The sequence below is a fragment of the Nocardioides cavernaquae genome (genome assembly GCF_003600895.1).
Classification (GTDB): Bacteria; Actinomycetota; Actinomycetes; order Propionibacteriales; family Nocardioidaceae; genus Nocardioides; species Nocardioides cavernaquae.
The window spans coordinates 1,712,837-1,736,074 of the sequence record NZ_QYRP01000002.1; the positions used below are offsets into that span (position 1 = coordinate 1,712,837).

Consider the following 23,238-nt stretch of genomic DNA (forward strand, 5'->3'; position numbering starts at 1 on the left):
CACAGGCGGGCCGGATGGGAAGATGCTTGCGTGCGACTGCGGATCGACCTTGCCTATGACGGTGGCGGCTTCAAGGGCTGGGCCGTCCAGCCTTCCCTGCGCACGGTCCAGGGTGAGCTCGAAGCGGCCCTCGCGACCGCGCTCCGGTTGCCGGAGGTGCGGGTCGTCTGTGCGGGGCGCACCGACACGGGCGTCCACGCGCGTGGCCAGGTCACGCACGTCGACGTCGACCCTGCGGTCCTCGAGGCCGCTGCGGGACGCGCCGGTGAAGACCGCTTCCTGGCACTGCAGCGCCGCCTGAACGGCATCCTGGACGCCGACCTGCGGGTCCACGGCGTACAGGAGGCGCCGGAGGGCTTCGACGCGCGGTTCTCCGCGGTCTGGCGCCGGTACGCCTACCGCGTCGCGGATCGGCCCGAGCTGCTCGACCCGCTGACGCGTGGGCACGTCCTGTCCTGGCGCGGCCCGCTCGACCTGGTTGCCATGAACGAGGCCAGCCGGATGCTGATCGGGCTGCACGACTTCGCGTCCTTCTGCAAGAAGCGTGAGGGCGCCACGACGATCCGCACCCTGCTCGACGTGCACTGGTACCGCGACGCCGACGACCGCGCCGTCGCGACCGTGCGAGCGGATGCCTTCTGCCACTCGATGGTCCGAGCCCTCGTGGGCTGCATGCTCGCGGTCGGCGAGGGAAGCCGGGAACCGGAGTGGGCGGGCAAGGTCCTGAGCGCGGCGTCGCGCGATCCTGCGGTCCGGGTGGTCCCGCCGCATGGACTGACCCTCGAGGAGGTCGGCTACCCGCCGGCCGATCAACTGGCGCGACAGGCCGAGCTGGCCCGCGCGAAGCGGGAGCACACCGATGGATGACGAGCACTACTTCTCCGCCGACCCGTCGGTCCCGTTCAAGCGGGAGCCGGTCGTGGCCGAGATCTGGGGCCACGAGCTGAAGCTCGACAGCGGCTCCGGAGTCTTCGCGCGCGGGCGCATCGACATCGGCACCGCGGCGCTCTTCCGTGAGACCGAGCCTCCGATCCAGGGTCGCTTCCTCGATCTCGGCTGTGGCTACGGCGCCATCGGCCTGGCCATCGCGCGGGCTGTCCCGCTCGCGTCGGTGTGGGGTGTCGACGTCAACGAGCGCGCCGTGCGCCTGATGAACGAGAACGCCCAGGCGATGGGCGTCACCGGCCGGGTGGTGGCCTGTACGCCGGACCAGGTGCCCTCCAACGCCACCTTCGACGAGATCTGGTCCAACCCGCCGATCCGCATCGGCAAGGAGGCGCTCCACGAGCTGTTGCTGACCTGGCTGCCGCGGCTCGTGCCGGGCGGTCGTGCGGTCATGGTCGTCGGCAAGAACCTCGGTGGCGACTCGCTCCAGCGCTGGCTGACCGAGCAGGGTTACCCCACCGAGCGGGTCGGCAGCTCGAAGGGGTTCCGCATCCTCGAGTCGATCCGTCCGGCTGACGGCCCGGCCAGCTGACCCGGCTGCCTGACCCGGCTGCCTGACCCGGCTGCCTGACCCGGCTGGATACTGACCCAGGTGGGGGTTCTCAGGTGGGCCTGCTTGGATGTGCGCCATGCTCCGTCGCGTCGTACCTGCCCTGGTCCTTCCGCTCCTGCTCGCCGGCACCCTGGCGGCGTGCGGCCAGGAGGACGACCCCAGCACGTCCAGCCAGGAGGACGACCCCAGCACGTCCAGCCAGCCGGTGCCCTTCTCGGGTCGCCAGGAGACGTCGGACGGTGCTTCCAGCCTGGTGCTTCCCGAAGGCTGGGTGAAGGCGCCTGAGGCCCTCGACGGCCCGGTGACCCTGGCCGCTGTGGATGCGCTCGAGGTCAGTCGCGAGGTCTACGTCACCTCTGCGGCGTCGATCGACGACGCCGAGGCGGTGGCGATCTACTCGGCCACGGCGCTGGGCAAGCAGGGCGCCACGTGCCGCCGGGACCGCACCGACGACACCTTCGGAGCCAGCTACCGGATCGTCGACTGCGCGTGGGCCGAGTCGGCGCCGCCGTACCGGAAGATCATGGTCGCGATCGGTGACGACCAGCGCGGAGCGATGGTTCTCGTGGCCGGCGAGGCGAAGGACCGCGCGGGCCTCGCCGAGCTGATCACTCCGCTGCTCGCGTCATGGGAGTGGGCCGACTGACCCACCGGCGCGGCTCAGAGGCGGACCTTGCGGCTGGGCCAGTGCAGGACCAGGTCCTCGCCGTGCCCGGTCTGCTCCCAGTGGCCGATGAGGTCGGCGATGCGTGAGGAGACGCGGCGGTGCTCGTCGTCGGAGAGCAGCTCCGGCTTGTGGCGGACGGTGCCGTCGTGGCCCACGAGCGCCGCGATCAGCTCGGAGCGCACTGCGTCGCTCCGTCCGGCCTCGCTGATCCGCTTGTTGCGTCGGGCATCGGCCAGCTTCTTGCGATCCTCGGGCGCCGGGAAGAAGAAGCCGTCGCAGTCGCCTCCCGCGGCCAGCTGCCCGAAGATGCCGAGCCGGATGCCGAGCACCTCCTCGATGGCGAAGTGCACGAGGTCATGCGGGACCGGGCCGCCGCCGGGACCGATCCGGGGCGGGACGTCAGGGCCGGTGTCGTGCGGGTCATCGCGGCGCAGCCCGATCAGGTAGCGCTTCTCGTCCACCTTGCGGAAGATCACGTGCATGGGGCGAACCTAGGGCACGGCGGAGGGACTCGGCCACGGGTTTGTGCGCGCTGCCTTGCTCGGCATGATTGACGTGTCGGCGCGCCAAAGGTGACGTCTCGGCCCGCCAGGGGTGACCTTTCGGCGGAAATGGGAGGAAGCCCCGGATCGGGTCCGCTGGCGCGGGTCCGGTCCGGGGCTTCCTGCACTTCCTAGGCCCAGCGCTCCTCGCGGGGAACGAACTTGAGCGTCCGGTCACCGGTGTAGACCTGCTTCGGACGGGCGATCTTCTGCTCCTTGTCCGTGATCAGCTCCTGCCACTGGGCCAGCCAGCCCGGCGCGCGGCCGATCGCGAAGAGCACGGTGAACATCTCCGGCGGGAACTGCAGCGCCTCGTAGATGAGACCCGAGTAGAAGTCCACGTTGGGGTAGAGCTTGCGCTTGATGAAGTACTCGTCCTCGAGCGCGATCTTCTCGAGCTCCTTGGCGATCGCCAGCAGCGGGTTGACGCCGGTCACCTCGAAGACGTCGTCGCAGGCCTTCTTGATGATCTTCGCGCGCGGGTCGAAGTTCTTGTAGACCCGGTGCCCGAAGCCCATCAGGCGCTCGTTGCCGTTCTTCACACCCTCGATGAACGCGGGGATGTTCTCGACCGAACCGATGCGCTTGAGCATGCGGAGCACGGCCTCGTTGGCGCCACCGTGCAGCGGGCCGTAGAGGGCGCCGACGCCGGCGGCGACCGCGGAGTACGGGTCGACCTGCGAGGAGCCGACGGAGCGGACCGCGTTGGTCGAGCAGTTCTGCTCGTGGTCGGCGTGCAGGATGAAGAGCACGTCGAGCGCCTTCACCAGGCGCGGGTCGGCGTTGAACTTCTGCTCGCTCATCTTGAAGAGCATCGAGAGGAAGTTCTCGGTGTAGGAGAGCTCGTTGTCCGGGTAGACGTAGGGCTTGCCCTGCGCGTGGCGGAACGACCAGGCGCCGAGGGTCGGCATCTTGGCGATCATGCGCACGATCTGCATGTGCCGGTTGTCGGCGTCCTCGATGTTGCGCGCATCCGGGTAGAAGGTCGACAGCGCGCCGACGGAGGCCATGACCATGCCCATCGGGTGCGCGTCGTAGCGGAAGCCCTGCATGAACGCCTTGACGTTCTCGTGCACGAAGGTGTGGTAGGTGATCTCGTGGACCCAGGCCTCGTACTGCTCCTTGGTCGGGAGCTCTCCGTAGACGAGGAGGTAGGCGACTTCGAGGAACGTCGACTCCTCGGCAAGCTGCTCGATCGGATAGCCCCGGTACTCGAGGATGCCCTTGTCGCCATCGATGAACGTGATGGCGCTCTTGCAGGAGGCGGTGTTGACGAAGCCGGGGTCATAGGTCGACAGGCCGGGCTCGTCGTCGGAGGTCTTGATCTTGCCGAGGTCTGCGGCCTTGATCGTTCCGTCGACGATGGGAACCTCGTATTCGGCGCCCGTGCGGTTGTCCCTGATGGTCAATGAATCAGTCACGGAGGCCACACTAGGCTGCGGGTGGAGACGGCGGATAGCGGGTGTCCGGCCCACGGGCATCTCACCACCTCACGGATCACGGGTGCGCTACGCCGTTCAGGCGTGGGTACGCCGTTTTGACCGGGCAGCGCGCCGCCGCTTACCCTTGTCTGTCGCGACTCCTGCCGCGTTGCCCACCATCGGTCTCACAGCCGGGGCAATGCAGATCCGGACACCCGCCACTCGTTCGTTCGAGTGCGCTGGGAAAGCCGGGCCGTGTTCGTCAGAAGCCGCCGCCCCCGATCGACGTACAGGCTCGCCTGCCGCTGAGGGAGGGGACTCCCTGCCGGGGACTTCCCGGCTGGGGAACCACGAACGAGAAAGCTGTGATCGCCTTGCGCACCTACAGCCCCAAGCCCGCTGACATCCAGCGTGAATGGCTCATCATCGACGCCAACGACGTCGTGCTCGGACGCCTCGCCGTCCAGACCGCGAACCTCCTTCGCGGCAAGCACAAGCCGACCTTCGCTCCGCACATGGACATGGGCGACTTCGTCATCATCATCAACGCCGAGAAGGTTCACCTCTCCGGCACCAAGAAGACCACCAAGCTCGCGTACCGCCACTCGGGTTACCCGGGCGGTCTGTCCTCGACGCCGATCGGTGAGCTCCTCGAGAACGACGCACGCAAGGCGATCGAGAAGGCTGTCTGGGGCATGCTCCCCAAGAACCGCCTGGGCCGCCAGATGCTGAAGAAGCTCAAGGTCTACTCGGGCCCTGAGCACCCGCACGCGGCCCAGCAGGCCAAGCCGTTCGAGATCACGCAGATCTCCCAGTGACTGTAGACAAGGAAATCAACGTGACCGAGAACGCTACCGCTGAGGTCGAAGAGACCTTCGTCGCCGACGAGCAGGGTGTCGCCTACACCTCCGAGTCCGAGGCGTCTGCCGACGCTCCGCTGAAGCCCGCCACCATTGCTCCTGGCGCTGCCACCGGCCGCCGCAAGGAAGCCGTCGCCCGCGTCCGGATCGTTCCGGGCACCGGCGTGTGGACCATCAACGGTCGTGAGCTGAACGACTACTTCCCGAACGCCCTGCACCGTCAGATCGCGAACGAGCCGTTCGCGACGCTGCAGCTCGAGGGTCGTTTCGACGTCATCGCCCGCATCCACGGCGGCGGCTCCGCCGGCCAGGCCGGTGCGCTGCGCCTGGGCGTTGCCCGCTCGCTGAACGCGATCGACGTCGAGGCCAACCGCCCCGAGCTCAAGAAGGCCGGTCTGCTGACCCGCGACGCTCGCGTCGTGGAGCGCAAGAAGGCCGGTCTCAAGAAGGCCCGCAAGGCGTCGCAGTTCAGCAAGCGCTGATCTGTCGGCTCTCTGCGACACTGCCTTCTGTGGCAAACCTTTTCGGCACGGACGGGGTCCGGGGACTGGCCAACGGTGTTCTCACCGCTGAGCTGGCCCTGGACCTCTCCGTTGCCGCAGCACATGTCCTGACCGACCGCGGTGAGTTCGCGGGGGCTCGCCCCCTCGCCGTGGTGGGTCGGGACACGCGCATTTCCGGGCAGTTCCTCGAGGCAGCCGTCGTCGCGGGCCTCGCGTCGGCCGGAGTCGACGTACTGCTCCTCGGTGTCGTCCCCACTCCGGGTGTCGCCTACCTGACTGCGTCGCTGGATGCTGACCTCGGTGTCATGCTCAGCGCCTCGCACAACCCGATGCCGGACAACGGCATCAAGTTCCTCGCCCGCGGTGGCGTGAAGCTCGACGACGCGATCGAGGTCGCGATCGAGCAGCGCATGGGTGAGGCCTGGACCAGGCCGACCGGAGGCGACGTCGGCCGCGTCACGACGTACGACGCCGCGCTGGACGATTACGTCGAGCACCTCGTGCAGACCACCTCCAAGCCGCTCGCCGGTCTCCGCGTCGTCCTCGACTGCGCCGAGGGCGCAGCGTCCGATGCGGGCCCACGCGCGCTGGAGAACGCCGGCGCCAAGGTGACCGCGATCCACGCACAGCCCGACGGCCTGAACATCAACGACGGCTGCGGTTCGACCCACCTGGGCAACCTGCAGGCGGCCGTGGTCAAGGACGGCGCCGACGTGGGCTTCGCACTCGACGGCGACGCGGACCGCTGCCTGGCCGTCGACCACGAGGGCAACGTCGTCGACGGAGACCAGATCCTCTGCATCCTGGCCGAGTCGCTGCGCGACCAGGGCAAGCTCGTTGACGACACCGTCGTTGCCACCGTCATGAGCAACCTCGGCTTCAACCGCGCACTCAACGCGACCGGCATCAAGGTCGTGCAGACCAAGGTCGGCGACCGCTACGTGCTCGAGGCCATGAAGGCCGAGGGCTACTCGCTGGGCGGTGAGCAGTCCGGCCACGTGATCATGAGCGACCACGCCACCACCGGCGACGGCATCCTCACCGCGCTCCACCTCCTCGAGCGCATGGCCATGACCGGCAAGTCCCTGCAGCAGCTGGCCGCCATGATGACCCGGCTCCCGCAGGTCCTGCTCAACGTGCCCGAGGTCGACCGCACGCGTTGCGACACCGACGAGGTGCTCACCGCTGCCGTGGCCGAGGCCGAGGCCGGCCTGGGCGACGACGGCCGCGTGCTGCTGCGTGCGTCCGGCACCGAGCCGCTGGTGCGCGTCATGGTCGAGGCCGTCTCCCTCGAAGAGGCCAACTCGGTCGCCGAGAAGCTGGCCGACGTGGTCCGCGAGCGGCTCTCGCTCTCCTGACCCAGGCGCCGCGATAAAATCGGTGGCCCCTCGCGGGAGCACGGCCTAGCGTCGTACGACGTGAGTGAGTTGCGGTTCCACCAGGTCGCGCCCGACGCCTCCGACGCCGAGATCGCGGCGTGGCACGCGGCGTACGTCGCCTCGGACACGCACGCGCGGGTCGATGCGTGCCCGTTCCGGCTGGCCGAGACCGTCGACATGGTCCGGGTCCCCACGGCGTACCGGTGGTTCGGTGCGTGGTCGGCGCACCGCGACGACACCCTCGTGGCGGTGGGCTTCGTCGAGACGCCGCTGGCGGACAACCTGCACCTCGCCCAGGTGGAGGTGCAGGTGGTGCCGGAGTTCCGCAGGCAGGGGATCGGCTCGGCGTTGCTGGCCCGGCTCGAGGGCGAGGCACGCGCGCGCGGCCGCGTGAGCGCGATCGCGGAGGTCTCCTACCCGCTCGAGGCGCCCGAGGACGGTGCCGGGTCGGCGAGCGCGGAGTTCGCGCGTGCGCACGGCTTCGAGTTCGCACTCGGCGACATCCAGCGTCGCTGTGCGCTGCCGATCGACGAGGAGCTCCTGGAGGGCCTGGCGGCCTCCGCGGCTCCGCACCACGCCGGCTATCGCCTGGTGTCGTTCGCCGGTCCGGTCCCCGACGAGTGGGTGGAGGGTGTCGCGGCGATGGCGGGATCGCTCGTGGTCGAGGCGCCCATGGGTGAGCTGGACATGGAGGCCGAGGACGCCTCGGTCTCGGGCTGGCGTGACCGGGAGGCAAGCCTCGAGCGCCAGGGACTGACGCCATGGCACACGCTGGCTCTCGATGCGGCGGGGGTGCCGGTCGCCTACACCTCCGTTGCGGTGTCGGCGGATGACAAGGCCCTGTGCCACCAGTGGGGCACGCTCGTCGTTCCCGCGCACCGCGGCCACCGGCTCGGGCTCGCGGTGAAGGTCGCCAACCACCGCGCCCTGCAGGCCGAAGGCGTGCCCGCAGCCGAGATCGCGACCTGGAACGCCGCGGTCAACGAGCACATGATCGGCGTCAACGAGCTGCTCGGTTTCCACAGGGTGGGGCGTCTCGGGGAGTTCCAGAAGCGTCTCTGAGCGCATGATGGGGCGGTGACCTCCCTGCCCCGGCTCCGCTCCGTCGCCACCGTCGTGGCCGTGGTCGGGCTGTGCTGCGTGGTGGCGCTCGGTGTGCTCGGTGCGGTGCTGCGGACACCGCCGGGATCAGCGGAGCAGCGGCCGGGGGAGGCCGCGTCCGCAGCGCTCTCCGCGGTGCCTCCCGCTGCTGCCGCGGTTCCCGCGCCCGCGGTCACGGTCCCCGCGGGCTGGCGGCGCGTGTCGGGACCGGACGGCAGTTCGTACGCCGTGCCGCCGGGCTGGCGCTCGCGTCCACTCGAGGAGGCTGTCGCCTACCGGGACGAGGGGCAGGTGACCGTCGAGGGACTCGCGCTCTCCCAGTCCTGGGCCAACGACTGCCGCGCAGACATGGCGCCCGTGCCGGTTGCCTGGGCGTTGCTCGGGGCGCCGGTTCGCTCGACCAACCCGGAGGGGGTGGCTCGCGCTGCGGCCGCGGGGTGGGTGCGGGGCTACGCCGCGATGAGGTCGGGTGCCGAGGTGCCCGCGCCGAGCGTGCGGGCGATCGACCTCGCGGAGGGAGAGCGTGCGGTGGCCGCATCGGTCACCCTCGACCTGAAGGATTCGGCGAACCCCTGCGCGGGTGACACCGCGGAGCTCACGGTTGTGGGGCTGGTGGCCGGTGACGAGGTCCGATCGCTGGTCGTGGCGCGGTTCCTCGGGGTGGGTGGGAGCCCGTCGGACGCGGCGTACACCGCGGTGCTGGGCTCCTTGCGCCAGAGCTGACCTCTCGGTCCGCCAAAATTGACCTCTCGGCGGACCAGGGGTGACCTCTCGGCGGGGTCAGAGCTTGCGCAGGCGGACGTAGCGGACCGAGTGGTCCGGGTCCTTGCGCAGCACGAGGGTGGCGCGCGAGCGCGTCGGGAGGACGTTCTCCATCAGGTTCGGGCCGTTGATGGTGTCCCAGATCCGCTCGGCCTCCGCGCGCGCCTCGTCCTCGGTGAAGGCGCCATAGCGGGCGAAGTACGACCCCGGCTTGCGGAAGGCGGTCTCGCGCAGGCGCAGGAACCGCTCGACGTACCAGCGGCGGATGTCGGTGGCCGCGGCGTCGACGTAGACGGTGAAGTCGAAGAAGTCGGAGACCGCGAGGCCGGTGCGGCCGTCGTCGCGCACACGGGCCGGCTGGAGGACGTTGAGGCCCTCGACGATGACGATGTCGGGCTTGCGGATCGTCACCTTCTCGTCGGGGACGACGTCGTAGACCAGGTGCGAGTACGTCGGCGCCTGGACCTCTTCGCGGCCGGACTTGATGTCGATGACGAACCGGAGCAGGGCCTTGCGGTCGTAGGACTCGGGGAAGCCCTTGCGGTGCAGGATGCCACGACGCTCGAGCTCGGCGTTGGGGAGCAGGAAGCCGTCGGTGGTCACGAGCGCCACCGAGGGGTGCTGTGGCCAGTGGGCGAGCATCTGCTGCAGCAGGCGGGCTGACGTCGACTTGCCCACGGCGACCGATCCGGCCAGGCCGATCACGAACGGCGTGCGCGGCGGCTGTGGCTCGTTGAGGAACTCCTCCTGCTTGCGGTGCAGGCGGCCGGCCGACTCGACGTACATCGACAGGAGGCGGGACAGCGGCAGGTAGACCTGCAGCACCTCGTCCAGGTCGAGCTCGTCGCCGAGGCCACGGAGGGCCTCGATCTCCTCACGCGTCAGCGGTGACTCGGTGGACTCGGCGAGCTCCGCCCACGCGGCGCGGTCCAGCTCGACGTACGGCGAGGCTTCGCGCGGCTCCGGGCGAGGCTCGCTCCGTTCGGTCTGTCCGGTCCCAGGGCCGGGCAGATCGGGGGCGTCGGTGGACGACATGCCGGGAATTGTTGCAGGAGTGCGGATTGCCGGGCCGAACGGTCCCCCAAAACGAAAGAGTGGAGACCGTAGACTCCTCCCCATGTGCGGAATCGTGGGTTACGTCGGTGACAAGCAGGCTCAGGGTGTCGTCATCGAGGGCCTCCGCCGTCTCGAGTACCGCGGCTATGACTCCGCCGGCATCGCCGTCGTGTGCGGCCCGGACGGCACTGCGGGCTCGGGTGCCCTCGCGTCGGACAAGAAGGCCGGCAAGCTGGCCAACCTGGAGAAGGAGATCGCGGACCACCCGCTGCCTCCCTCCACCACCGGCATCGGTCACACCCGCTGGGCCACCCACGGTGCGCCGACCGACCGCAACGCACACCCGCACCTCGGCAACGAGCGCCGCCTGGCGCTGGTCCACAACGGCATCATCGAGAACTTCGCCGAGCTGCGCTCCTCGCTCGAGGCCGACGGACATGAGCTGCTCTCGGAGACCGACACCGAGGTCGCCGCCCACCTGGTCGAGCGCGAGCTCGTGAAGGGCGTCGACCTGACCGCCGCGATGCAGGCCGCCTGCCGGCAGATGGAGGGCGCGTTCACGCTCGTCGCCATCGACGCCCAGGACGCCGACCGCGTGGTCGCCGCCCGCCGCAACTCGCCGTTGGTCGTGGGCCTCGGCGAGGGCGAGAACTTCCTCGGCTCCGACGTCGCCGCCTTCATCGAGCACACCCGCGAGGCGATGGAGCTCGGCCAGGACCAGGTCGTCACGATCACCCGCGAGGGCGTCGCTGTCACCAACTTCGACGGCACCCCGTCCGACGGCACGCGCTACCACGTCGACTGGGACCTGTCGGCCGCCGAGAAGGACGGCCACGACTGGTTCATGCGCAAGGAGATCCACGAGCAGCCGCGCGCCGTCGCGGACTCGCTGCTCGGTCGCCGCACCCCGGCCGGCCAGCTGCAGCTCGACGAGGTGCGCATCTCCGACGAGGACCTGCGTGACATCGACAAGGTCATCATCATCGCCTGCGGCACGTCGTTCTACGCGGGCATGGTCGCGAAGTACGCCATCGAGCACTGGTGCCGGATCCCGTGCGAGGTCGAGCTGGCCTCCGAGTTCCGCTACCGCGACCCGATCCTGACCCGTGAGACCCTGGTCGTCGCGATCTCGCAGTCCGGCGAGACCGCCGACACCCTGCAGGCGATCCGCCACGCGCGCACGCAGCGCTCCAAGGTGCTCGCGATCTGCAACACCAACGGCTCGACGATCCCGCGTGAGTCCGACGCGGTGATCTACACCCACGCCGGTCCCGAGATCGGTGTCGCCTCGACCAAGGGCTTCCTGACCCAGCTCGTGGCCTGCTACCTGCTCGCGCTCTACCTCGCGCAGGTCAAGGGCACCCGCTACGGCGACGAGATCAACCAGGTGATGGACCAGCTCGAGGCGATGCCGGGCCACATCCAGACGGTCCTCGACCGGGAGGAAGAGGTCTATGCCCTCGCCAAGTCCTACGTGGGGGCGCGGTCGGTGCTCTTCCTCGGCCGTCACGCGGGCTACCCGGTCGCGCTCGAGGGTGCGCTCAAGCTCAAGGAGCTGGCCTACCTCCACGCCGAGGGCTTCGCCGCCGGTGAGCTCAAGCACGGCCCGATCGCGCTGGTCGAGCAGGACCTGCCGATCTGGTGCGTCGTGCCGCCCCGCGGCCGCGACCAGCTGCACGAGAAGATGATCTCCGGCATCCAGGAGGTCCGAGCGCGAGGCGCCCGCACCATCTGCCTGGCCGAGGACGGCGACACCGCCATCGAGCCGTACGCCGATGTGCTGATCCGGCTGCCCAAGGTGCCCACGCTGCTCCAGCCGCTGGTTGCCGCGGTCCCGCTGCAGCTGTTCGCCTGCGAGCTCGCCACGCTCATGGGACACGACGTCGACCAGCCCCGCAACCTGGCGAAGTCCGTCACGGTCGAGTGATCGTCGTGGTCGGGGCGGCTGGATTGGCTGGGTCGGCTGGGGTGACCGCGTGATCGTCGGATTGGGCGTCGACGTGGTCGACGTCGCCCGGTTCGCCGAGTCGCTCGCGCGCACCCCGGGCATGCGCGACCGGCTCTTCACGCCCGGTGAGCTCGGTCCCGACCACAACCCGCGGTCCGACCAGTCCCTGGCGGCCCGGTTCGCCGCCAAGGAGGCCATCGCCAAGGCGCTGGAGGCGCCGGCCGGCCTCTCCTGGCAGGACGCCGAGGTGGTCACGGCCGAGTCGGGCAAGCCCGAGCTCGTGATCACCGGCACGGTGCGGACCGCAGCGCACGCGCTCGGGGTGAAGTCCGTGCACCTCTCGCTCGCGCACGACGGTGGCATCGCCACGGCCTACGTCATCCTGGAGGGGTGACCTCCCGGGGCGGGTTCCCCGGGGAATGCCTTCCTCCTCGGGCAGGTCTGGGCAGGACGCCTGTGTCGCACGAGCGCCGGGCCGCGTCCTCCCGGCCGTAGGCTGACGCCATGCGGCACGCACACACGGTTGCGCAGGTCCGGGCGGCGGAGGAGGAGCTCCTCTCCGCGCTCCCTGACGGGGTGCTGATGCAGCGGGCCGCGACCGGTCTGGCCTACGCCGTGATCGACCTGCTCGGTGGTGCCTACGGTCGACGGGTCGTGCTGCTGGTCGGCTCGGGAGACAACGGCGCAGACGCGATGTACGCCGGGGCGTTGCTGGCCCGTCGTGGCGCGAAGGTGGAGGCGGTTCTGCTCGCCGACCGGGTCCACGAGGCGGGGCTCGACGCATTCCGGTCCGCGGGCGGCCGCATCCGCGGCGAGTCGAGTGCACAGCCATTCGGTGAAAGCAGCCACCTGCGCACTCAACTCGCCGCGGACGTGGTCGTGGACGGGATCGTCGGGATCGGCGGGCGTCCGGGGCTCCGGCCGGAAGCGGTGGCCGCGCTGGCGGCGTACACGCGGCCGGGGGTGGACGGGCGGCGGCCGGTCGTGGTTGCGGTGGACGTGCCGAGCGGGGTCGACGTCGACAACGGACGGCTCGATGGCCCTCATGTCCGCGCGGACCTGACCGTCACCTTCGGGACCCACAAGGTCGCCCACCTGGTCGATCCCGCGGCCGAGGCGTGTGGCGTCGTGCAGCTCGTCGACATCGGCCTCGCGCTGCCCGAGGCAGCCGTGACATCCCTCCAGGCCGCCGACGTGGCCGCGCTCCTGCCGGTGCCCGGCCCGTTCGACCACAAGTACACCCGCGGCGTCGTGGGCGTGCGCGCCGGTTCGCGGCAGTACCCGGGCGCGGGCGCGCTCTGCGTCGCCGGCGCGGTCTCCGGGCTCGCGGGCATGGTGCGCTACCGGGCGGTCGACAACGACGAAGGAGTCGCGGACACGGTCCGCGCCCAGCACCCCGAGGCGATCTCGGGCGACGGGCGGGTCCAGGCCTGGGTCGTCGGATCCGGTGGTGGCGACCGCGCCGAGGAGGCCCTGCTGGAAGCAGTCGCCGACGGCACACCGGTGGTCGTCGATGCCGACGCGCTCGCACACGTGGTGGGCTCGCTGGGCGTCGCGGCGATCCTCACGCCCCATGCCGGCGAGCTGGCACGGATGCTCGACGTCGCGCGCTCCGAGGTCGACGCGCACCAGCTGCTCTTCGCACGCGAGGCCGCCGTGCGCTTCGGTGCCGTCGTGGTCCTCAAGGACCGGCACACCCTCACCGCCCACCCGGACGGCCGGGTCCGGGTGACGACGACCGGGGTTCCGTGGCTCGCGACGGCCGGCGCGGGCGACGTGCTGGCCGGTCTGACCGGCGCACTCCTGGCCTCCGGGCTGGATCCGTTCGACGCCGCGTCGGTGGGTTCGTGGGTGCACGGAGCCGCCGCCACGCTCGCCGCGGACGGCGGTCCGCTGGCCGCTGGAAGGGTCGCGCTCGCCATCCCCGAAGCAGTACGCCGCATCCTCGGCGAACGCGGCCTGACAGAATCGACCCCATGACCCGCCCGAGTCCCGCCGAGATCGTCGTCGACGTCGCGGCCATCCGGCACAACGTCCGCCGGCTCCGGGAGATCGTCGGACCCGAGGTCGCGATGATGACCGTGGTCAAGGCAGACGGCTACGGACACGGGCTGGCCGCTGCCGCCCAGGCGGCCCGCGACGCTGGCGCGACCTGGCTCGGTGTCGCCACCCTCGAGGAGGCGCGCACGGTCCGGGCCACGGGTGACACCGGCCGGCTGCTGTGCTGGCTGACGGTGCCCGGCGAGGACTACCGCGCTGTGCTCGAGGCGGACGTCGACGTCACGGCGTACTCCGTCGCGGAGCTGGACGAGATCCGGGCCGCGGCACGCGAGGTGGGTGTCCGCGCCCGCGTGCAGCTCAAGGTCGACACCGGGCTCTCCCGCGGCGGATCGCCCGCCGAGGACTGGCCCACGCTCGTGGCGGCCGCGCGCCAGGCCGAGACCGACGGCGACGTCGTGGTCACCGGCGTCTGGTCCCACCTCGCCGCGAGTGACGACCCACTCCACCCCGCCAATGACGCGCAGGAGAAGGCGTTCGTCGCCGCACTCGCCGTGGCGGAGGAAGCGGGGCTCCGGCCCGAGGTGCGCCACCTGGCCAACAGCGCGGCGGCGATCCTCCGGCCCTCGGCACGGTTCGACCTGGTCCGGTGCGGCATTGCGTCGTACGGCCTCGATCCGGCGCCGGGTGAGACCCCCGCCGACATCGGGCTGGTCCCCGCGATGACGGCCCGCGCACGCCTCGCGCTGGTCAAGCCGGTGCAGGCGGGAGACGGCGTCTCCTACGGCCACACCTGGATCGCCGACCGCGCGACGACCGTCGGTCTGGTGCCGGTGGGCTACGCCGACGGCGTCCCGCGGCACGGCTCCAACGTCGCCGAGGTGTACGCCGAGGGCGCGCGACGCCCGATCAGGGGCCGGGTCTGCATGGACCAGTTCGTGATCGACCTCGGTCCGTCGTCCGCGGCGGGCCCGGGCGACGAGGTCGTCCTGTTCGGCACCGGTGCGTGTGGCGAGCCGACGGCAACCGACTGGGCAGCCGCCGTGGGCACCATCAACTACGAGATCGTGACCAGGATCGGTGGCCGCTTCGCGCGCGTCACCGTGGATTCCGAGGCCGTCCAGGACGGCGACACCGAGGGTGGAGCAGGCGCATGAGCTGGAGGGGCAGGGCCGCTGCGGCGGTCGCCGGTGTGGTCGGTGTGGCCGCGGCAGGCACGGCGGTCGGTGTCGTCCGCCATCGCCGGGAGATCGAGCACCGAGGCCCGGGCCAGGCGCGGCTCGGCAGCCTGCGCTCGACCCCGCGCACGGTGATCGCCGCCGATGGTGTGGAGCTGCACGTCGAGGTCGACGAGGTCGCCCCATCCGGCCGCTCTTCCGGGCGCCACCGGGCCCGGACCGCTGAGGCCGATCACCTCACCGTGGTCTTCGTGCACGGGTTCTCGCTCAACCTGGACAGCTGGCACTTCCAGCGCGCCGGCTTCCGCGGGCAGGTCCGCAGTGTCTTCTACGACCAGCGCTCGCACGGTCGCTCGGGTCGCTCCACCGAGGGCCACAGCACGATCGAGCAGTGCGGCGAGGACCTGCTCCGGGTCATCGACGAGGTCGCGCCGACGGGGCGCATCGTGCTGGTCGGTCACTCGATGGGTGGCATGACGATCATCGCGCTGGCCGAGGAGCACCCCGAGCTGTTCGGGGACCGCATCGCAGGCGTCTGCCTCGTGGCCACGACCGCCGGCGGTCTCAGCCCGGCCAGGATGATCCTCCCGTTCGTCCCCGAGGGCGTCGGTGGCGAGGTGGCCCGCCGGGTCGTGGCCGCGCTCGCCCGCACGTCGCGGGTCGTCGAGGGTGTCCGCAAGGTCTCGACGCCGCTGGCCATGGTCTTCACCGACATGTTCGCGTTCGGCGACGACGTCCCCGCGTCGTACATCGAGTTCGTGGACACGATGATCTCCGGCACCCACTTCGAGGTGCTCGCCGAGTTCTTCCCGAACTTCGAGGCACTCGACAAGTTCGCGGTCATCAACGCCTTCGAGAAGGTCCCGACCGAGATCGTCTGCGGCACGGGCGACAAGCTCACCTCGGTCGGTCACAGCCGCAAGCTGCACTCGCTCCTGCCCGAATCGACCCTGACCGAGGCCGAGGGCGCGGGTCACATGGTGCTCATCGAACGCCACGAGATGGTCAACGCTGCGATCGACCGGCTGCTGGCGTCCGCCGCCTCAGCGCCGGTCGCCCGTGCCGAGGGCGCGTCAGCGGCATCGTCCCGAGGCGCGTCGAGGAAGGTGCGGTGAGTGCGGATATCCGGCGGGTCGGAGCAGAGGCCGCGCCGGAGCTGTACGCCGTGGTGCGGGCTGCCTTCGCGGGCCGCCCTCCGCTCGATCCGCCGTCCGACGCACTCGCCGAGACCCCCGAGACGCTCGCTGCCGCGCTCGGTGCGCACGGCGGACTGATCGCCGTGATCGAGGGCGAGGTGGTCGGTGGGCTGGTGCTCGACCCGGTCGGCTCGCTCCTGGCGCTGAGGCGCTTCGGCGTCGTTCCGGCGGCGCGGCACCACGGCGTCGCCCACGACCTGGTCCGTGAGTCGCTGGTGGTCGCAGGCGAGCTCGGGCTCGACGGGCTCACCGTCCTCGCGCGCGAGGAGCTGGAGTCCAACGTCGGCTTCTGGAACAACAACCTCTTCACCGAGGTCGAGCGCCGCAAGCCCTACGTCGAGCTGGTGCGCCCGGTGCCGCACACGGTCGAGGTGACGGATGCCGAGGCCATGCGGGCGCTGGGTTCCTCGCTGGCGGCGGTTCTGCGTGCGGGTGACGTGCTGGTGCTCAGCGGCGAGCTCGGTGCCGGCAAGACCACCTTCACCCAGGGCCTCGGTGTGGGGATGCAGGTGCGTGGTGACGTGACGTCACCGACGTTCGTGATCGCCCGGGTGCACCCGTCGCTGGTCGGTGGCCCGTCGCTGGTCCACGTCGACGCCTACCGGCTCGGCGGCATCGACGAGCTCGACGACCTGGACCTCGACACCTCGCTGGACCAGGCCGTGACCGTCGTCGAGTGGGGGACAGGCGTCGCCGAGGCGCTCGCGGATGACCGGCTGCACGTGCGCATCGACCGCGCCGTCGGTGGCCCTGGCGGGGCCCTCGATTCCGACGGTGACGCCGGGGCAGACGACGACACCCGTCGCGTGGAGCTGGTCCCGGTCGGCGCCCGCTGGCTGGGCGTCACGCTGCCCGGCCGCGCCCAGTAGCCTTCTGCCGTGCTCCTCGCCCTCGACACCGCAACCGCTCAGGTCGCCGTTGCGCTCTACGACGGCACCGACGTGGTCGCCGAGGAGCGCTCCGAGCAGTCGATGAAGCACGGCGAGCACCTCGCTCCGATGATCGCGACAGTGCTCGCCGCCGCTCACGCGACGGTTGCCGACATCACCGCGATCGGGGTCGGGGTCGGTCCTGGCCCGTTCACCGGCCTGCGCGTCGGCCTGGTCACCGCACGCACGCTCGGCATGGTGCTCGGGGTCCCGGTCCACGGCGTCTGCACTCTCGACGTGCTCGCTGCCGAGGCGGTCGCGCGCGGCGCGGTCGTCGGCGACTTCCTGGTCGCCACCGATGCGCGACGCAAGGAGGTCTACCTCGCGGCGTACGACGCGACGGGGGCCCGGCTGTCCGGTCCCGAGGTGATCCGCCCCGTGGATGCCGCATCGACCCTGCCGACTGCCGGCGAGGGCGCGACGCTCTACCCCGACTCGTTCCCCAACGCGGTCTACCCGTTCCGGCCGAGCGCCGGCTGGCTGGCCCGCCTGGTCGCCGCAGGCACGGTGCCGTTGCTCGACCCGGAGCCGCTCTACCTGCGCCGCCCCGATGCCGTGGCGAGCGCCGGGCCCAAGAAGGTCTCGTGATCCGGCCGGCGACTGCAGGCGATGCCGCCGCGATCGCCGGGCTCGAAGCGGCACTCTTCGGTGTCGACGCCTGGAGTGCCGAGCAGGTGAGCGAGGAGCTCACCGGTTTCGGGGCGGGATTCATCCTGCACGCTGGCGAGGAGCTGGCCGGCTACGTCGTCACCCGGACCATCGGGGACGTGAGCGACCTGCAGCGGATCGCTGTGGACGCGGCGTACCAGCGTGGGGGCAGGGCGTCGGCGCTGCTGCGTGAGGCGATGCGGGCAGCTGCTGCGTCGGGCGCTGAGCGGATGCTGCTCGAGGTGGCCGAGGACAACGAAGCCGCGCTGCGGTTCTACGCGCAACGCGGCTTCGTGGAGATCGACCGGCGTGCGCGCTACTACCGCAGCGGTGCCGCTGCCATCGTCATGGCCGCCGACCTCTTTCCCTGAGGGCTCGGGGTCCGCCGTTGCCGGCAGGGAGTGCACCTCGGGGTTCCGGGCAGGCTATGTGATCCACCGGGCGCGGCAGGTCAAGGTTGGGTAACGGTCGCGGCACGGCACAATGGCGCCCATGAGTGAACCCCTCGTCCTCGGCATCGAGACCTCGTGCGACGAGACCGGGGTCGGCATCGTGCGGGGCCACACCTTGCTGGCCGACGCCGTGGCGTCGTCGGTGGAGGAGCACGCCCGCTTCGGTGGTGTCGTCCCCGAGGTCGCGTCGCGGGCCCACCTCGAGGCGATGGTGCCGACGATCGAGCGTGCCTGTGCGACCGCAGGCGTCTCGCTGCGCGACCTGGACGCGATCGCGGTGACCTCCGGTCCTGGCCTGGCGGGCGCGTTGCTGGTCGGCGTCGCCTCCGCGAAGGCGCTGGCACTCGGACTCGACAAGCCCCTGTACGGCGTGAACCACCTCGCCTCGCACGTCGCCGTCGACCAGCTCGAGCACGGCCCGCTGCCGGAGCGCTGCCTGGCGATGCTGGTGTCCGGCGGCCACTCGTCCCTGCTGCTGGTCGACGACATCACGCTCGGGGTCACGCCGCTCGGCGCCACGATCGACGATGCCGCCGGTGAGGCGTTCGACAAGGTGGCGCGGGTGCTCGGGCTGCCGTTCCCCGGTGGCCCGCACATCGACCGGGTCGCGGCCGACGGGGAGATCACCATCGACTTCCCGCGCGGTCTGACCTCCCGCAAGGACCTGGAGCGGCACCGCTTCGACTTCTCGTTCTCGGGGCTCAAGACGGCGGTCGCCCGCTGGGTCGAGGCACGTGAGCGGGCCGGTGAGCCGGTGCCTGTCGCCGATGTCGCCGCGTCGTTCCAGGAGGCGGTCTGCGACGTGCTCGTTCGCAAGGCGCTCGATGCAGCAGCTGAGCACGACGTGGACACGATCATGATCGGCGGCGGCGTCGCCGCGAACTCCCGGCTCCGCGCGATGGCCGAGTCGCGGGCTGCCGACCGCGGGATCCGGATCCGCGTGCCGCGGCCCGGCCTGTGCACCGACAACGGCGCGATGGTGGCCGCACTGGGCTCCGAGCTCGTGGCCCGTGGTCGCACCCCCTCGGCGCTCGATCTCCCCGCCGACTCGAGCCAGCCGATCACGACCGTCGTCGCCTGACCTGCCCCGCCCGCTCTGACTCGCCCTGACTCTTCCCGGCGAGCCGGAGGCCTTGGTCAGGCCAGTGCGTTGGACAGCGCGTCGACGGCGAGGTCGATCTCGTGCTCCTCGATGACCAGTGGCGGCGCGAGCCGGACGGTCTGGCCGTGGGTGTCCTTGGCCAGCACGCCCTGGGCGAGCAGGCGCTTGCAGACCTCGCGCCCGGTGCCGGCTGCCGGATCGACGTCGATGCCCGCCCAGAGCCCGAGGCCCCGCACCTGGGTCACCCCGTCCCCGACCAGCGAGCCGAGGCGCATGTGGAGGTGCTCGCCGAGTGCGGATGCGCGCGCCTGCCAGTAGCCGGTCCCGAGCATGCCGACCACGGCCCGCCCGACCGCGCACGCCAGCGGGTTGCCGCCGAACGTCGACCCGTGCTGGCCGGGCTGGAAGACCTCCATCACGTCGGCGTCGGCGAGGACCGCTGAGACGGGGAGTACGCCGCCCCCGAGCGCCTTGCCGAGGAGTACGACGTCCGGCTGGACTCCCCAGTGCTCGCTGGCGAGAGTGCGCCCGGTGCGGCCCAGACCGGACTGGATCTCGTCGGCGATCATCAGCACCCCGGCCTTCGTGCAGGCAGCGCGGACGGCGGGAAGGTAGGACGGCGGCGGCACGATCACGCCGGCCTCGCCCTGGATCGGCTCGAGCAGGACGGCGACCACCCGGCCTTCCAGCTCGGTGAGCGTGCGTTCGAGCGCCGCCGCATCGGCGTACGGGACGGTGCGGAAGCCGGGCGTGTAGGGCCCGAAGCCGGCGCGTGCGTCGGGGTCGTCGGAGAAGCTGATGATGGTCGTGGTGCGGCCGTGGAAGTTGCCGGACGCGACGACGATGACCGACTCCTCGGCGGGGATGCCGCGGACCTCCTGGCCCCACTTGCGGGCCAGCTTGAGCCCGGTCTCGACCGCCTCGGCGCCGGTGTTCATCGGCAGCACCATCTCCTTGCCGATCAGCCCGGCGAGCTCCGCGCAGAACGGCCCGAACTGGTCGTGGTGGAAGGCACGGCTGACCAGGGTCACGCGCTCCAGCTGCTCGCGGGCGGCGGCGAGCACCTGGGGGTTGCTGTGGCCGAAGTTCACCGCGGAGTACGCCGCGAGGCAGTCGAGGTAGCGCCGGCCGGTGAGGTCGGTGATCCACGCCCCCTCGGCGTGGCTGGCCACGATCGGGAGCGGCGAGTAGTTGTGCGCCGCGTGCTGCTCGGCGAGCGCGATGTGGTCCGCCGAGCTCCGCGGGGAGCCCGGGAGCGGTGCGGCGGGAACGATGGCCTGGCGGGGGATCTGAGTGGCGGTCATACGCGAATCTCCAGAGTGCAGCACTTGGGTCCGCCGCCGCCCTTGAGCAGCTCGGACAGATCGACGGGGATGGGGGTGAAGCCGTGGGCGGAGAGCTGGGCGATCAGGCCCTCCGCGGCCGCGGCGACGATGACGTTGCGGCCGTCGCTGACCACGTTGAGCCCGAGCACGACCGCGTCCGCCTCGGAGGCGATGATCGCGTCGGGGAAGAGCGTGCGCAGGACCTCCCGGCTGCCCGGGCTGAACGCCGCCGGGTAGTAGGCGACCGTGTCGTCGTCGAGCACGGCGAGCGCGGTGTCGAGGTGGTAGAACCGCGGGTCGACCAGCGTCAGCGAGGTGACCGGCAGGCCGAAGAACTCCTGCGCCTCGGCATGCGCGGCGGGCTCGGTGCGGAAGCCGGTGCCGGCGAGGATCCGCTCGCCGACGACGAGGAAGTCGCCCTCGCCCTCGTTGGTCGCGACCGGCTCCTTCACATGGGTCAGGCCGGCCTCGCGGAGCCACGCAAGGTACGCCGGGCCCTCGGCGGCGCGTTCGGGGAACCTGAACTTCGCGCCGAGGGCACGTCCGCGGGCGGTCGTGCCGCCGTTGGCGGCGTACACCATGTCGGGGAGGCCCGGGACCGGGGCGATGACGTCGACCGCGTGGCCGAGCTCGAGGTAGATCCGCCGCAGGCGCTCCCACTGTGCGAGGGCGCGGTCGGTGCTGACCGGGACGTCGGGATCCATCCACGGATTGATGCTGTAGCTGACGGTGAAGTGCTCGGGGCGACACATCAGGTAGTGCCGCGGACGGGAGGTCCGGGGGACCGGGACGTCAGAGGGCAGCGCGAGGACGGTCATGCGTCAAGTGTGGGAACGAAGTGCTCTGCAATCGATCGCTAGCCGTTGCGCATCCAGGAGGGATCCGTTGCGCGTATCGTCGTGAAAAGAAGATCTGTTGCATCCAGTGGACGACCTCACTCCGGGAGGGCTCGTGGACGACATCGACCGCCAGGTGGTGGGCTGCCTGCTCGACAACGCCCGCGCCACTTTTGCCGAGATCGGCGAGCAGGTCGGCCTGTCCGCGCCGGCCGTGAAGCGGCGGGTCGACCGGCTGACCGAGCGTGGCGTCATCAAGGGTTACACGGCCGTGATCGACGCACCGGCGCTCGGCTGGACGACCGAGGCCTACATCGAGCTCTACTGCACCGGCACCGTCGCGCCGGCGGTGCTGCGGCAGATGCTGGGCGGGCTGCCCGAGGTGGTCGGCGCGTGCTCGGTCACCGGCAGCGCCGACGCGCTCGTGCACATGCTGGCGAAGGACGTCGCTGCCCTCGAGCGGGCGCTGGAGAAGTTGCGTGACCACCCCAACGTCGACCACTCCAAGAGCGCGATCGTGCTGTCGCGGCTGATCGACCGCCCGCGGTCTTGACGTTTCGGCCCGCCAAACCTGACGGTTCGGCCCGCCAAACCTGACGGTTCGGCCCGCCAAACCTGACGGTTCGGCGGGTCAGAGGGGTTGGACGAGGTACGCCGTGCCGACGCCGGTGACGCGGGTCAGGATGAGCGTGCCCTCGTTGTCACCGGCCAGATCGAGTCGCTTGCGCAGCTGCTCCGGCACGATCTGGACGCCGCGCTTCTTGATCGCCAGCGTGCCGATGCCGCGGTCGCGCAGGGCGGCCTTGAGCTGCTTCTCCCGATAGGGGAGCTCCTCGAGCACGCGGTAGCCCTTCGTGAAGGGTGAGTGGAAGGCGAGGTCCGATGTCACGTAGGCGATGTGCTCGTCGAGCAGCCCGCCGTCGACGCCGGACGCGATCGCGGTGACCAGTCCGGCCCGGATCACGGCTCCGTCGGGCTCGTAGAGGAAGGCGCCGACCGGGCGGACGGGGCGCTCGGGCACGCCGTCGTACGGGTCGTCCTCCTCGGTGATGGTTGCCAGTCCGCCCTCGCCGATCACGGTGGCGCGGCGGCGGGCGGTCGCCAGTCGCGGTGACCAGAGTGCCGCCTCCTTGACGTCGCCGCCCTCGCTGACCCACTCGGCCTCGACGCCCTCGGGCACCAGCTCGTGGGGGATGCCGGGGGCGACCTTCACGATCGCGTTCCGGGTCAGGAGCCCGAGGACGAACTCCCACGACGGCGTCCAGCCGTTGACATCGAAGATCCGGCCCGCTGCGCTGCGGCGGGCCGGGTCGGCGAAGACGGCCCCGAAGCCAGCCAGGTCGAGCGTCGTCGAGTCCGCGACGCTGACCGCACCGGCCAGCCCGAGCGCGGACAGGTTGGCGCGAGCGACCTCGACGCGGAGCGGGTCGATGTCGACGCCGGCCGCGGTGAGCCCGGCGCGGGCGAACGCGATGAGGTCACCGCCGATGCCGCAGCCCAGGTCGATGACGCTGGAGGGCTCGGCGGCTGCCAGTCGTGCGGCCCGGTGGGCGGCGACCCGGGGGCGGGTGGCCTGCTCGAGCGCCTCGCCGACGAAGTACATCGCGGTCGCGTCCGGTCCGAACTTGGCGACTGCGCGGTGGCGCAGCTGCACCTGGCTCAGCGCCACGGTCGCCCGCGCGGCATCCGGCTCGACCTTGCGGAGCGCGGTGGCGGTCCTCACAAGGTCGCCGGAAGGTCCGTCAAAGCTGTCGGCGTACAGGTGGGTGGCCCGGGTCAGCAGCTGCTGGCCGGGCTCGGTGAGCAGCCAGCGGAAGGCGTCCAGATCCACCTCCGG

24 protein-coding genes are annotated in these 23,238 nt (G+C 71.1%); 18 read left to right on the forward strand and 6 right to left on the reverse strand.

All coding sequences use genetic code 11. The annotated features are described in order from the left end of the window. The first annotated feature begins 30 nt into the window (after positions 1–30). From truA to D4739_RS08420, 3 genes are all read left to right on the forward strand, one after another. On the forward strand, positions 31–867 hold the full coding sequence (gene truA, locus D4739_RS08410) for a tRNA pseudouridine(38-40) synthase TruA (protein ID WP_120060204.1): 837 nt from the start codon (positions 31–33) through the stop codon (positions 865–867). Next, complete coding sequence (locus tag D4739_RS08415) at positions 860–1,477, forward strand: class I SAM-dependent methyltransferase (protein WP_120060205.1); 618 nt, start codon at positions 860–862, stop codon at positions 1,475–1,477. Before truA ends, D4739_RS08415 begins: the two co-directional genes overlap by 8 nt. A gap of 97 nt (positions 1,478–1,574) precedes the next feature. Further along, positions 1,575–2,144 (forward strand): hypothetical protein, encoded by a 570-nt coding sequence (locus D4739_RS08420; protein WP_120060206.1) that lies wholly within the window; start codon positions 1,575–1,577, stop codon positions 2,142–2,144. 14 nt (positions 2,145–2,158) lie between these two features. On the opposite strand, the gene D4739_RS08425 is transcribed toward D4739_RS08420, so the two are convergent. Both D4739_RS08425 and D4739_RS08430 read right to left on the reverse strand, forming a co-directional pair. Then, the gene (locus D4739_RS08425; RefSeq protein WP_120060207.1) at positions 2,159–2,647 is read right to left on the reverse strand and encodes a hypothetical protein; all 489 of its coding nucleotides are present in this window, start codon (positions 2,645–2,647) and stop codon (positions 2,159–2,161) included. Positions 2,648–2,838: 191 nt separating this feature from the next. Beyond that, complete coding sequence (locus D4739_RS08430; RefSeq protein ID WP_238473577.1) at positions 2,839–4,128, reverse strand: citrate synthase; 1,290 nt, start codon at positions 4,126–4,128, stop codon at positions 2,839–2,841. A 374-nt stretch (positions 4,129–4,502) separates the two neighbouring features. On the opposite strand from D4739_RS08430, the gene rplM reads away from it, so the two are divergent. From rplM to D4739_RS08455, 5 genes are read left to right on the forward strand one after another with little or no spacing between them, the layout of a single operon-like run. Beyond that, positions 4,503–4,946, forward strand: a complete 444-nt coding sequence (gene rplM, locus D4739_RS08435) for a 50S ribosomal protein L13 (protein ID WP_120061812.1) — start codon at positions 4,503–4,505, stop codon at positions 4,944–4,946. Positions 4,947–4,966: 20 nt separating this feature from the next. Then, positions 4,967–5,470, forward strand: coding sequence for a 30S ribosomal protein S9 (gene rpsI, locus D4739_RS08440; protein WP_120060209.1), 504 nt, complete (start codon positions 4,967–4,969; stop codon positions 5,468–5,470). Positions 5,471–5,499: 29 nt separating this feature from the next. Then, entirely contained in the window at positions 5,500–6,849 is a 1,350-nt protein-coding gene (glmM, locus tag D4739_RS08445; RefSeq protein WP_120060210.1) for a phosphoglucosamine mutase, read from the forward strand. 60 nt (positions 6,850–6,909) lie between these two features. Then, complete coding sequence (locus tag D4739_RS08450) at positions 6,910–7,932, forward strand: GNAT family N-acetyltransferase (RefSeq protein ID WP_147384852.1); 1,023 nt, start codon at positions 6,910–6,912, stop codon at positions 7,930–7,932. 15 nt (positions 7,933–7,947) lie between these two features. After that, positions 7,948–8,694: a DUF8017 domain-containing protein gene (locus tag D4739_RS08455; protein ID WP_120060212.1), complete on the forward strand. Its 747-nt coding sequence runs from the start codon at positions 7,948–7,950 to the stop codon at positions 8,692–8,694. A 57-nt stretch (positions 8,695–8,751) separates the two neighbouring features. Here D4739_RS08455 and coaA read toward each other — a convergent pair whose 3' ends face one another. Continuing rightward, positions 8,752–9,768, reverse strand: a complete 1,017-nt coding sequence (gene coaA, locus D4739_RS08460) for a type I pantothenate kinase (protein WP_120060213.1) — start codon at positions 9,766–9,768, stop codon at positions 8,752–8,754. Between the two features lie 82 nt (positions 9,769–9,850). Here coaA and glmS point away from each other — a divergent pair, with 82 nt between their 5' ends. The 9 genes from glmS to tsaD all read left to right on the forward strand — a co-directional run bounded on the left by glmS (position 9,851) and on the right by tsaD (position 19,219). Continuing rightward, positions 9,851–11,716, forward strand: coding sequence for a glutamine--fructose-6-phosphate transaminase (isomerizing) (gene glmS / locus D4739_RS08465; RefSeq protein ID WP_120060214.1), 1,866 nt, complete (start codon positions 9,851–9,853; stop codon positions 11,714–11,716). A 49-nt stretch (positions 11,717–11,765) separates the two neighbouring features. Continuing rightward, complete coding sequence (locus tag D4739_RS08470; RefSeq protein ID WP_120060215.1) at positions 11,766–12,131, forward strand: holo-ACP synthase; 366 nt, start codon at positions 11,766–11,768, stop codon at positions 12,129–12,131. 110 nt (positions 12,132–12,241) lie between these two features. Continuing rightward, complete coding sequence (locus tag D4739_RS08475) at positions 12,242–13,717, forward strand: bifunctional ADP-dependent NAD(P)H-hydrate dehydratase/NAD(P)H-hydrate epimerase (RefSeq protein WP_120060216.1); 1,476 nt, start codon at positions 12,242–12,244, stop codon at positions 13,715–13,717. Continuing rightward, on the forward strand, positions 13,714–14,892 hold the full coding sequence (gene alr, locus D4739_RS08480) for an alanine racemase (RefSeq protein ID WP_120060217.1): 1,179 nt from the start codon (positions 13,714–13,716) through the stop codon (positions 14,890–14,892). Before D4739_RS08475 ends, alr begins: the two co-directional genes overlap by 4 nt. Then, on the forward strand, positions 14,889–16,028 hold the full coding sequence (locus D4739_RS08485) for an alpha/beta fold hydrolase (protein ID WP_120060218.1): 1,140 nt from the start codon (positions 14,889–14,891) through the stop codon (positions 16,026–16,028). Before alr ends, D4739_RS08485 begins: the two co-directional genes overlap by 4 nt. Then, positions 16,025–16,978 (forward strand): tRNA (adenosine(37)-N6)-threonylcarbamoyltransferase complex ATPase subunit type 1 TsaE, encoded by a 954-nt coding sequence (gene tsaE, locus D4739_RS17150; protein WP_238473578.1) that lies wholly within the window; start codon positions 16,025–16,027, stop codon positions 16,976–16,978. Before D4739_RS08485 ends, tsaE begins: the two co-directional genes overlap by 4 nt. A gap of 9 nt (positions 16,979–16,987) precedes the next feature. Continuing rightward, complete coding sequence (gene tsaB / locus D4739_RS08495; protein ID WP_120060219.1) at positions 16,988–17,626, forward strand: tRNA (adenosine(37)-N6)-threonylcarbamoyltransferase complex dimerization subunit type 1 TsaB; 639 nt, start codon at positions 16,988–16,990, stop codon at positions 17,624–17,626. Beyond that, positions 17,623–18,057 (forward strand): ribosomal protein S18-alanine N-acetyltransferase, encoded by a 435-nt coding sequence (gene rimI, locus D4739_RS08500; RefSeq protein ID WP_120060220.1) that lies wholly within the window; start codon positions 17,623–17,625, stop codon positions 18,055–18,057. Before tsaB ends, rimI begins: the two co-directional genes overlap by 4 nt. A gap of 121 nt (positions 18,058–18,178) precedes the next feature. Further along, positions 18,179–19,219 (forward strand): tRNA (adenosine(37)-N6)-threonylcarbamoyltransferase complex transferase subunit TsaD, encoded by a 1,041-nt coding sequence (gene tsaD / locus D4739_RS08505; protein ID WP_120060221.1) that lies wholly within the window; start codon positions 18,179–18,181, stop codon positions 19,217–19,219. A 56-nt stretch (positions 19,220–19,275) separates the two neighbouring features. On the opposite strand, the gene rocD is transcribed toward tsaD, so the two are convergent. Further along, on the reverse strand, positions 19,276–20,544 hold the full coding sequence (gene rocD / locus D4739_RS08510; RefSeq protein WP_120060222.1) for an ornithine--oxo-acid transaminase: 1,269 nt from the start codon (positions 20,542–20,544) through the stop codon (positions 19,276–19,278). Next, positions 20,541–21,383, reverse strand: a complete 843-nt coding sequence (ddaH, locus tag D4739_RS08515; RefSeq protein WP_120060223.1) for a dimethylargininase — start codon at positions 21,381–21,383, stop codon at positions 20,541–20,543. The genes rocD and ddaH overlap by 4 nt, the downstream gene beginning before the upstream one ends. A gap of 133 nt (positions 21,384–21,516) precedes the next feature. Here ddaH and D4739_RS08520 point away from each other — a divergent pair, with 133 nt between their 5' ends. Further along, complete coding sequence (locus D4739_RS08520) at positions 21,517–21,954, forward strand: Lrp/AsnC family transcriptional regulator (protein ID WP_120060224.1); 438 nt, start codon at positions 21,517–21,519, stop codon at positions 21,952–21,954. A gap of 78 nt (positions 21,955–22,032) precedes the next feature. Here the strand turns inward: D4739_RS08520 and D4739_RS08525 are convergent, their stop codons facing one another. Beyond that, complete coding sequence (locus D4739_RS08525; RefSeq protein ID WP_120060225.1) at positions 22,033–23,232, reverse strand: class I SAM-dependent methyltransferase; 1,200 nt, start codon at positions 23,230–23,232, stop codon at positions 22,033–22,035. Between the last annotated feature and the right edge of the window lie 6 nt (positions 23,233–23,238).